A 10,149-nucleotide genomic window follows, 5' to 3' on the forward strand; every position below is an offset into this window, starting at 1 on the left:
GTGCAGGCGGTGGGTGACCAGCAGCGTCGTGCGGCCGTGGGTGACGTCGAGCAGGTCGGCCATCAGCGCGTCGGCCGTGGCGGCGTCCAGCGACTCGGCCGGCTCGTCGAGCAGCAGGACCTCCGGGTCGCGCAGCAGCGCCCGCGCCAGGGCCAGCCGCTGGAGCTGGCCACCCGACACCGTCCGGCCGTCCTCGCCGAGCGTCACGTCCCAGCCGGTGCGCTCCACCCAGGCCTCCAGCCGCGCCCGGCGCACGGCCAGGGCGAGCTCCTCGTCGCCGGCCGGCGGAGCGGCCAGCCGCAGGTTGTCGCGCAGGGTGGCGCGGAAGACGTACGGATCCTGAGTGAGGCCGGTGATCAGTGCGCGGACGTCGTCGGGGGACAGCTTCCGCACGTCCGCCCCGTTGAGCAGGATGCGCCCGGCCTCGATGTCCGCGGTGCGCATGAGGGCCGACAGCAGCGTGCTCTTGCCCGCGCCGCTCGGCCCGACGACGGCCACCCGCTTGCCGGGGGTGAGGGTCAGCGACACCCTGTCCAGCGCGGCGGCCCGGCCCGGGGCGTGCCGGACCACCAGGCCGGTCACCTCCACGGTCAGCGGGGGACCCGGCGCGGGCGCGGGCGATGCGGGCTCGGGGACGGCGGGCACGGTGGCCTGGACCTCGCTCAACCGGCGCAGCGCGGCGCTCACCCCGGCGAACCGCTCGCCCGCGGCGGCCAGCGGCAGGACCGGCTCGAACGACACCAGCGCGGTCAGCGCCAGCACGGCGGTGGCCACGGTGCCGAGCCCGGCGCGCTGGGCGGCCAGTACGACGGCCGCCACGGTGAGACCCTGCACCAGCGTGCCGAGCATCAGCGCGGCGGCGCCTGCCCGGCTCTGCCGGCGTTCCAGCGCGGCGAGCCGCGCGTCGGCCGCCGCGGCCTCGGCCAGCGCCCGGTCACCGGCCCCGTACGCGGCGAGGTCGGCGGCCCCGTGGACCAGATCGGCCACCCGCGCCGCGAGGTCGGCCCGGGCCGGGGCCAGCCGCGCCGACCAGCGGCGGGCGGCGGCCGTCGTCCCCGCGGGCAGGGCCAGCCCCGCGAGCAGCAGACCGGCGGCCAGCACGAGCGCGGCGGCGGGCAGCAGGAACGCGGCCAGCGTCACCGCGGCGACCGCGGTCACCAGGGCGGCCAGCGCGGGCAGCAGGCAGCGGACCAGCAGGTCCTGGACGGCGTCGGTGTCGTCGACCATGCGGCTCAGCAGGTCGGCGCCACGGTGGCCGAGCGGCCGGGACGGGATGAGCGCCCGGTACAGCCGCTCGCGGGTGGTGGCCTGCGCGCGCAGCGCGACGTCGTGCCCGGCCAGCCGCTCGGCGTACCGGAACACCCCCCGGCTGGTCGCGAAGGCCCGCACGCCCACGATCGCGACGCTGAGCGCGGCGAGCGGCGGCTGCTCGGCGGCCCGGGTGATCAGCCAGGCGGCGCAGCCGATGAGTGCCAGTGAGGCCAGCTCGGCCGCCGCGCCGGCGGCGACGGCGGTCACCATGCGCCCGCCCATCCCCGACAGGAGCCCCCGGGCTTGCGCGGACGCCGTGCGCTCGGGCGAGGTGCCGATGCTCATCGCGTCCCTCCCGGAGCTGTGCCGCTCGTCTTCGTCTCGCCGGTCGTGTACGGGGACCGCGTCGCGCGCTCGGGCGGAGTGCCGGTGTTCGTCGCGTCCCTCCGGGGGCCGCGCCGATGATCATCGGCCCGCCAATGCCGTGCGGGCCCCCGCCGTCGCGGTGCCGTGCTCATCGCAGCCCTCCTGCCGTGGCCTCGCCGGTGAGGCGGGTCTCCCCGGACCGGTCCCCGCCGGTGTCGCCGCGCGGGACGCGGCGGTCGGAGACGATCTTGCCCGCGTCCACCCGGACGACCCGGTCGGCCAGCTCGATCATCGCGGGGCGGTGTGCGACGATCACCGCGGTGCGGCCCTCGGCCAGGGCGCGGGTCGCCTCGACGATCGCCGCCTCGCTGCGGCCGTCCAGCCGCGCGGTCGGCTCGTCCAGCAGCAGCACCTGGGCGCCGGGGCGGCAGAAGGCACGGGCGAGCGCCACGCGCTGCCGCTGCCCGGCCGACAGGCCGGCGCCGCCCTCGCCGAGCACGGTCGCGTACCCCTCCGGCAGCCTGGTCACGAAATCCTCGGCCCGCGCGGCCCGCGCCGCCGCCCGGACCTCTTCCTCGGCGGCGTCCGCGCCGAGCCGGATGTTGTCCGCGACCGAGATGGCGAACAGATGAGGGCGCTGCGGCACGAACGCCAGCCGGCGCCGCCACTCGTCGGCGTCCAGCGAGGCCAGGTCGGCGCCGCCCACCAGCACCCTGCCCTCGGCGGGGGCGACGAAGCCGAGCAGCAGGTGGAGCAGGGTGCTCTTGCCCGCGCCGCTCTCGCCCACCAGCGCGATCAGCTCGCCGGGGGCGATCGTCAGCGATACCCCGTCGAGCGCGGCGTCCTCGCGTCCCGGATAGCGGACGGTGACGTTCTCCAGCCGGATCTCCGGCACGCCCGGCGGCGCCGCCGCGCCCGCAGGTGCCTGGGGCCGTCCGTCCTCGCCGGCCTCGGCCTGCGCGCCGGCGTCGTCCAGGACGGCGAAGGCGTCGTCGGCGGCGGCCACGCCTTCCATCGCGGCGTGGAACCTCGTTCCCATCATCCGCAGCGGAAGATACGCCTCGGGAGCGAGCAGCAGCACCAGCAGGGCCGTGCGCAGGTCCAGCGACCCCGACAGCAGCCGCAGCCCGACCGGTACGGCGACCAGCGCCAGCGACAGCGAGGCGACCAGTTCGAGCACCAGTGAGGACAGGAAGGCGACCCGCAGCGTGCGCATGGTGGCCGCCCGGTGCGCGTCGGCGACCTGGCGGATCACCGTGGCCTGGTAGTGCGCGCGGCCGAACGCGCGCAGCGTCGGCAGGCCGCGCACCACGTCCAGGAAGTGACCGCCCAGGCGGGAGAGCGCCCGCCACTGCCGCTCGGTGACCGCCTTGGTCTGCCAGCCGACCAGCGCGCCGAAGACCGGGATCAACGGCAGGGTGAGCAGGACGATCACCGCGGTGCCGAGGTCGGCGGCGAACAGCCGCACCAGGACGGCGACCGGCACCGCGGCGGCCACGGCGACCGCCGGCAGATAGCCGGTGACGTAGGCGTCGAGCGCGTCCAGCCCCCGCCCCGCGAGCGTGACCAGCTCGCCGGAGCGATGGGAGCCGAGCCGGGTGGGGCCGAGGTCGCGCAGCCGGGACAGCAGCCGTTCGCGCAGGGCCGACTTCAGCGTGGTCGCCGTGCGGCCGGCGGCGACGCCCTGCAGGCCGCCGAGCAGCGCACGCGCCACGACCACGGCCGCGAGGGGGAGCAGGGCGGCCACGGTGAACGCGCCCGACAGCACTCCCGACAGCAACTCGGCCTGCGCGAGGACCAGCAGCCCGGCCAGGACGGCCGCCGTCAGGCACACCGCCAGGTGGCGGCGGACCGCCATGTCGGCGCGGGCCAGGCGCAGGAGATCCTTGTGCATCGCTCCTCAGAAGAAGGACGGGACGGCTGCGGCGCCGGCGGACCTGCTCGGGCCGAACGTGCGCCATACCCATACTTGCGCGCCCACGAGGATGGGTGTGACCGGCAGGACGATGAGATTGAGCACACCGAGCGCGGCGGGCGAGGCGGCGTGGTCGAGCAGCGCCGGCGCCATTGCCACGAGCGGCACCGCGACGGGCAGCGCCGCGACGACGGCCGACAGCCACAGCCGCCGGGCGGCCGGGCGGGTCTCACCCGCGCCGGCCAGGCGCCAGGCCACGAAGGCCCGGCCGTGGAAGGCGAACACGGCGGCCACGACGGCCCCGCCGAGCAGGCCGGCCGCGTCGAACGCCGTGCCGGGCAGCCCGCGGACCAGGGCGGCCAGCGCGACCCCCCAGCTCAGGGCCAGCCCCCAGGAGGCGGCACACAGCACGGCGTCCCAGAAGGCGCGCCAGGCGGCGCCGTCCATCCGGCGGCGGAACCACAGGGCCGCGTCGCGCAGGATCCAGGACACCAGCAGCGCGACCACGACGGAGTACAGGCCGCTGATGACCTCGCCCTCCAGGGAGGGGAAGGCGCCGATCAGCGTCCCGACGGCGGCGACGAGCCAGATCTCGTTGGCCAGGACGAACGGGGCCATGGCGGCGACCAGGCGGTCACGGTGGCGCTGTGGCGGGCCGGGTTCGCCGGCCCGCTCGCGCGCCCGGCTCAGCACGGGCAGCAGCATGCCCACGCCGATGTCGAAGCCTTCGAGGGCGAAGTAGCCGATGAGCAGCGCGGCGAGGACCGCGAGCCAGATGATCTCCATGGGGGGAGCTCCTTGCGCGAGGGGCCGGTGTCGCGGCGCCCGGCCCGGGACGGGAACGGTGGCCGCTCAGAGGGCCAGGACGGGGGCGGGGGAGGGCTCGGCGGGCCCGGGGGCGCCGAGGTCGTCCACCTTTGGGCCCTGGTGGACGGCGCGGGCGATCAGCAGGATGTCGACGACGGCCAGCAGGGCGAGCACGCCGGCGAAGGCGATGAGGGAGAGCAGGACCATGCCCTCGGTGAGGCCGGGTGACATCGCGTCGGCGACGGTGAGCTTGCCGTACACCAGCCAGGGCTGGCGGCCGACCTCGCGGGCGAGCCAGCCGAGGATCGCCGCGGCGAACGGCAGCGGCGTCATGATCATGAGCACCGGGTGCAGCCAGCGGGCGCGGGCCAGCAGGTCGCGGAACAGCAGCGGCAGCAGCAGGAACAGCACGATCAGATGGACGAGCTGGCCGATGAGGATCATGTTGCCGAGGGCCATGCCGGGGACCGCGCCGTTGAACTTGCCCGGCTGGGTGCCATCGATCGCGCCGAACTGCGCGTAGCCGAATCCGACGGCGATGTTGGTGCCGACCAGCGCCCACACCACGCCGGTGCGCAGTGACCTGCGGAAGAACTCCTGCTCGGGCGTACGGCGGAACAGGTGGTAGGCGCTGGCCCCGATGATCAGGAAGCTGCCGGCGAACAGCCCGGCGCCGATGACGTGCGGGAAGGCCATGACGAGGCTGGAGTTGGACAGCAGCGCCGGGAAGTCGGTCAGCGCCAGGTGGTCGCCGCGGTCGGCCACGCCGACGGGGTGCTGGAGGAACGAGTTGGCCACCATGATCCAGAAGGCGCTGAGGTAGGCGGTCAGCGCGACGAGCCAGATGCAGGCCAGGTGCAGCCCTTTCGGCAGCCGGTTCCAGCCGAAGATCCACAGACCGAGGAAGGTGGACTCCAGGAAGAACGCCACGAGCGTCTCGATCGCGAGCGGGGCGCCGAACACGTCACCGGCATAGTGCGTCAGGCCGCTCCAGCTCAGTCCGAACTGGAACTCCATGACCAGGCCGGTGAGCACGCCGAGCGCGTAGTTGATCAGGTAGATCCGTCCCCAGAAGCGTGTCATGCGGGCGAAGACCGGCTTGCCGCTGATGACGTGGCGGGTCTGCATGATCGCCACCAGGGGGGCGAGCCCCAGCGTCAGCACGACGAACAGGAAGTGCAGGCTTCCTGTCACCGCGAACTGCAACCGCGCCAGGTCGGTCACGTCCATGGCTCCTCTTTCCATGTTGTGTCTGTCTACATGTAGAGAGCCTACTTGTAGAGTGGAGTCATGACGCACCTGGATAGGCTGAGACGGTGAATCCCGACGCGCTACGCGGGCACATGGACGCCCTGCTGCTCTCCGTCCTGGAAGACGGGCCGCTGCACGGGTACGCGATCATCGAGGCGCTGCAGCGGCGCAGCGGGGGAGCGCTCAACGTCCCGACCGGCACCGTCTATCCCGCGCTGCGCCGGCTGGAACGGATGGGTCACCTCACCAGCGAGTGGGCGACGGTGGGCGGCCGCCGCCGCCGCAGCTACCGGCTGACCTCCAGCGGGCGCGCCGCGCTGGACGGCGAGCGGTCCTCCTGGCAGCGGTTCACCGACGCCATCGGCAGCGTGCTCATTCCCCGCCCCCAGCACTGAGCGTGCGCGTCCTGCGCCCCCGCGAGTAGCCGGCCGACGTGGTGCTGGGCGGACGTGCCCTCGAAGGGCTCAGCCCAGGACGCGGCGCCCGTACGCCGCGGGAGCGGGGGCCGTCACGAAACGGGAGGCGATCAGGCAGCGGGTCGCGCCGCACAGCAGCCAGCCCGCGACCAGATAGCTCAGCACGCTTGCCGCCATCCCGGGCACATAGGTCGTGAAGTTGTGCAGCGCATGGCCCGCGCCGACCGACAGCGCCAGAGAGGACAGCGCGATCGCCGGCACCTGGATCCACACCAGGATGCCGAGCGCGCGGACGAGGACCTCCGGCCGGCCCAGACGTCGCCGCCCCCTGCCGAAGGCGACCAGGGCGAGCGCGCCGAGGACGCCCATGCCGAACTGGAAGAAGTCGAGAAAGCGGGCGAGCGGCGTGAACCAGATGGGCTTGACCGCCATGACGGTCACCGGGTCCTCGGGGAAGACGACCCAGATGAAGCTCCAGACGAGCGTCATCAGCGGCACGGTCACGAACAGCGTCGCGGCCATCCTGCGGCCCTGGTGGGCGGCGAGCTCCTCCTGGTAGGCCCGGGCGATCTCGGTCATCGGGCCGAACTCGGCGACCGCCTTGCACTCGGCCTCGGCACGGCCGACGCCCTGCTCGACGTGGGCCTCGGCGGCGTCGTCGAGACCGTCGCGTGCCTCGGCCACCAGGTCGCGCCGCAGGCGGGACGGCCCGCGCAGTGAACGGCCGAGCCTGCTCACGTAGTCGTCGATGGCACTCGCGCTCGCCATGCTCTCCCCACATCTCACTCGCACCGGCACCGGCCATCATTGTCCCGTCCGGGTGGTGCGCCCGATAATCCGGGGAATCCCTGACCCACCCCTGTGCCTGCCCCGGGCACGGGCGGCCCTTCCGGCCGGGCGGGCACCTCCCGCCGCGTGGCGGAGTGCCGGGCCGGGCTCAGCGGGGGATCGGCCGGCGGGCGGGCGCGGCGGAGACTCAGCCGGTGTGGGGCGAGGGGGCGTGGACGGCGGGCACGGGGGAGCGGTGGCCGACGGGGCGCCCGGCCGGATGCGAGCCCGTGGCGAAGACCAGCGCTCCCGCGGCGATCGCCGCCGCGGCCGCCGCCCACGCGGCCGCCCGTCCCATGCGCAGCCCATACCCGCAGGCCAGCCAGTACGCCGCCAGGATGAGCCGTGCCCGCCGCCGGGCGGCCAGCCGGCGCATGTCCATGGCGCCGAAGGCGAAGTCGGCGGAGGTCTGCGCGTCGTCCACCGCGCGCCGCAGCCGCTCGTACAGGCCGGCCAGACTCGCCGGGTCCAGCGCCGGCTCGGCCGGGGCCGCCCAGCCGCGCACCGCCTGCTCGTCGGCCAGCACCCGCCGCCCGTTCCACCACAGGACGGGCGGCCAGCGCAGGCCGACGCGCACCCCGGCGGGCGGCGCGGCGAAGACGCATCCGGCCAGCCGCAGCGCCTCGGGGCGTACCACCCCGGCCAGCCGGCAGCCGCTGAGATCGGCGCCGCGCAGCGTCAGCGCGCGGGCGTCCAGCCGGTCCAGCGACACCACCCGCAGCCCGCCCGCGCCCCCGGTCACCGTGGCGGGCCCGGCGAGCACGGCCTCGCGCAGGTCGAGGTCGGTGTCCGCCAGCCGCGCCGCGAACCGGCCCAGCACGCGGGCGCCCCGCAGGTCCACCGGGCAGCCGGACGTCTCCAGTTCCAGCGGGCCGGGAGCGTGCACGCCGGACAGCACCAGCCGGCGACGGGCCCGTACGCCGGTGAGGAAGGCACCGCCGTGGAAGGCCGCCCCCTCGAACCCCGCCGTGCCGCCGAACGCGGTCTTGCGCAAGGACACGGCCCGGCGGAACCGCGCCCCGCGGAAGATGCCGTCGCCGTCGAACACCGCCCCGTCGAAGGCCGCGAACCCGTGGAACTCCGCGCCGCGGAAGGACGCGTCCCGGCCGAAGCGGGCCTCGCCGAACAGCGCGTCGCTGCCGGCGCGCATCCGGTCGAAGGTGCCGTGCCCGCGCAGCCGCGTGCCGTGCAGCGACAGTTCGCGGGAGAAACAGGCCTCACGGAAGGAGGCGTTGCGGGTGAAGCGCGTGCCGAAGAACGTGGCGAGCCGGTCGAACCGGGCATGGTCGAACGTCGCGTCCCCGGCGAAGACCACTTCGCCGAACCGCGCGGGACCGGTGAACACCGCGCGGTCGAACCTGGCCCGGCCGAGATGGCGTCCGGCGGCGGACAGCACGCGGGTGAGCAGTTCCTCGTCCAGAAGGGTGCCCCGCAGGTCCAGGCCGCGGCCCGGGGCCAGGCCGCGTAACGCCTCGTCCAGTTCGGCCGGCGCCAGGTGGGCGAGACATCGGCCGTAAGGCGCCCACGCGACGCCCGGGCAGGCGGCGCGGGCCGCGCAGGTGGGCCAGCCGGTGACCAGGGGGAGGGGCTTCCGCGGCGACGTCATGCCAAAGTCGTACCCAATATAGGGTAACGGGTCACTAAATCGTGACGGGGAGCTGACAGAGTGTGATCGCGATGCCAGGATCTGCGGCCCGCTAGGTCGAAGGACGCCAAGGCCGACGGCACTCGATCGACACCAAGTGTCAAGGTTCCCTTATTTCACCTTCTATCTAGTTCTAGTACGAGATAGAACGGTCTTCCGGGCCTACGCTCCCGGTCATGCGTGCTCTATCCCGGGCGTTCGCCGCCCTCACGGCCGCCGCAGTGGCCGCCGCCGGCGTCGCCGTACTCTCCTCGTCCCCGGCCGCCGCGGCGCCGGGGACCGTCGTGATCAGCCAGGTGTACGGCGGCGGTGGCAACACCGGAGCCCCGTTCACCAACGACTTCGTCGAGCTGTTCAACCGGGGCGGCTCGGAGGTCTCCCTGGACGGATGGTCCCTGCAGTACGCCAGCGCGACCGGGACCGGCACCTTCGCCACCAACAAGGTGAACCTCTCCGGCGCCCTCGCCCCGGGCGGCTACCACCTGGTCCAGCTCGCGGCCGGCGCGACGCCGAGCGCGCCGCTGCCGGCCCCCGACACCACCGGCGGGCTCGCGCTGAGCGCCACCGCGGGCAAGGTGGCCCTGGTCCGCTCGGCCGACGGCCTGGCCTGCAACGGCGGCTCGGTGCCCTGCACGGCCGACCAGCTCGCGCTGCTCGGCGACCTGGTGGGCTTCGGGACCGCCAACTTCGCCGAAGGCACGCCGGCGCCCGCGCTGACCAACACCACCGCCGCGCTGCGCGGCGATCACGGCTGCGCCGACACCGACGTCAACGCGGCCGACTTCACCGCCGGCCCGCCCGGCCCGCGCAACTCCGCGACCCCGGCCGCGCCCTGCGGGACCGAGCCCAGCCCGACGCCCACCGGTGAGCCCACGCCGACGCCGACTCCCACCGAGACTCCCACCGCGAGCCCGACTCCGAGTCCGACGCCGACTCCCACCCCGGAGCCGTGCACGCTCCCGGCGACCCACCAGATCGCCGAGGTCCAGGGCGCCGGCGCCGCCAGCCCGATCGCCGGGCAGGCCGTCCGCGTCGAGGGCGTGGTGACCGGCGACTACCAGGGAACCGGCTCGCTCGGCGGCTTCTACCTGCAGGACCCCACCCCCGACGCCGACCCCGCCACCTCCGACGCGGTGTTCGTCTACACCACCAAGCCGGCCAAGACCGGTGACCGGGTGCTGGTGAGCGGCACCGTCACCGAGTTCAACGGCCTGACCGAGCTGTCCCCGGTCACCTCCGTCGAGGTCTGCGGCACCGGAACCGTCAAGCCGGCGAAGGTCAAGCTGCCGATCGCCGAGGGCGCGAGCCTGGAGCCGCTGGAGGGCGTGCTGGTGACCTTCCCGCAGGAGCTCACCGCCTCGGAGGTCTACAACCTGGGCCGCTACGGCGAGGTCACCCTCTCCTCCCAGGGGCGGCTGTTCCAGCCGACCGACCGCCCCAACGTGGACCCGGCGCTCGACGCCCGCCGGCAGATCCTGCTGGACGACGCCTCCACCGAGCAGAACCCGCCCGAGCTGCCGTACCACACCGCGGGCTCCAACACGGTGCGCGTGGGAGACGTCACCACCGGGCTCACCGGCGTGCTGACCTACGGCTTCAACGTCTACCGGGTGCAGCCGACCGAGCCGGTCGGGTTCGCGGCCGAGAACCCGCGCCCGCCCGCCCCGGCC

At 74.7% G+C, this 10,149-nt stretch carries 8 protein-coding genes; 2 read left to right on the forward strand and 6 right to left on the reverse strand.

The features are described 5' to 3' along the window. From cydC to IEY93_RS19375, 4 genes are all read right to left on the reverse strand, one after another. Positions 1 to 1,596 (reverse strand): thiol reductant ABC exporter subunit CydC (gene cydC, locus IEY93_RS19360; protein ID WP_229691272.1); only part of this gene is annotated, 1,596 nt, incomplete at its 3' end. Positions 1,597 to 1,765: 169 nt separating this feature from the next. Then, entirely contained in the window at positions 1,766 to 3,511 is a 1,746-nt protein-coding gene (gene cydD, locus IEY93_RS19365; RefSeq protein ID WP_189164498.1) for a thiol reductant ABC exporter subunit CydD, read from the reverse strand. A gap of 6 nt (positions 3,512 to 3,517) precedes the next feature. Next, positions 3,518 to 4,318, reverse strand: coding sequence for a cytochrome d ubiquinol oxidase subunit II (locus IEY93_RS19370; protein WP_189164499.1), 801 nt, complete (start codon positions 4,316 to 4,318; stop codon positions 3,518 to 3,520). A gap of 66 nt (positions 4,319 to 4,384) precedes the next feature. Further along, on the reverse strand, positions 4,385 to 5,569 hold the full coding sequence (locus IEY93_RS19375; protein WP_189164500.1) for a cytochrome ubiquinol oxidase subunit I: 1,185 nt from the start codon (positions 5,567 to 5,569) through the stop codon (positions 4,385 to 4,387). Positions 5,570 to 5,655: 86 nt separating this feature from the next. Between IEY93_RS19375 and IEY93_RS19380 the strand changes: the two genes are divergently transcribed. After that, complete coding sequence (locus IEY93_RS19380; RefSeq protein WP_189164501.1) at positions 5,656 to 5,985, forward strand: PadR family transcriptional regulator; 330 nt, start codon at positions 5,656 to 5,658, stop codon at positions 5,983 to 5,985. A 69-nt stretch (positions 5,986 to 6,054) separates the two neighbouring features. On the opposite strand, the gene IEY93_RS19385 is transcribed toward IEY93_RS19380, so the two are convergent. Together IEY93_RS19385 and IEY93_RS19390 are read right to left on the reverse strand one after the other, a co-directional pair. Further along, positions 6,055 to 6,774 carry a permease prefix domain 1-containing protein gene (locus IEY93_RS19385; RefSeq protein WP_189164502.1) on the reverse strand — a complete coding sequence of 240 codons (720 nt, stop codon included), beginning with the start codon at positions 6,772 to 6,774 and terminating at the stop codon, positions 6,055 to 6,057. Positions 6,775 to 6,982: 208 nt separating this feature from the next. Next, the gene (locus tag IEY93_RS19390; RefSeq protein ID WP_189164503.1) at positions 6,983 to 8,440 is read right to left on the reverse strand and encodes a pentapeptide repeat-containing protein; all 1,458 of its coding nucleotides are present in this window, start codon (positions 8,438 to 8,440) and stop codon (positions 6,983 to 6,985) included. Positions 8,441 to 8,655: 215 nt separating this feature from the next. Here IEY93_RS19390 and IEY93_RS38320 point away from each other — a divergent pair. Continuing rightward, the coding region (locus IEY93_RS38320) for a lamin tail domain-containing protein (protein ID WP_229691273.1) at positions 8,656 to 10,149 on the forward strand (1,494 nt) is incomplete at its 3' end.

Origin of the sequence: Sphaerisporangium melleum, assembly GCF_014646695.1 — a bacterium.
Classification (GTDB): Bacteria; Actinomycetota; Actinomycetes; order Streptosporangiales; family Streptosporangiaceae; genus Sphaerisporangium; species Sphaerisporangium melleum.

Excerpts from the sequence above, each read along its gene's own strand:
- IEY93_RS19390 (WP_189164503.1), bottom strand. The coding sequence starts at position 8,440 with ATGACGTCGCCGCGGAAGCCCCTCCCCCTGGTCACCGGCTGGCCCACC.
- cydD (WP_189164498.1), bottom strand. The coding sequence starts at position 3,511 with ATGCACAAGGATCTCCTGCGCCTGGCCCGCGCCGACATGGCGGTCCGC.
- IEY93_RS19370 (WP_189164499.1), bottom strand. The coding sequence starts at position 4,318 with ATGGAGATCATCTGGCTCGCGGTCCTCGCCGCGCTGCTCATCGGCTAC.
- IEY93_RS19385 (WP_189164502.1), bottom strand. The coding sequence starts at position 6,774 with ATGGCGAGCGCGAGTGCCATCGACGACTACGTGAGCAGGCTCGGCCGT.
- IEY93_RS19375 (WP_189164500.1), bottom strand. The coding sequence starts at position 5,569 with ATGGACGTGACCGACCTGGCGCGGTTGCAGTTCGCGGTGACAGGAAGC.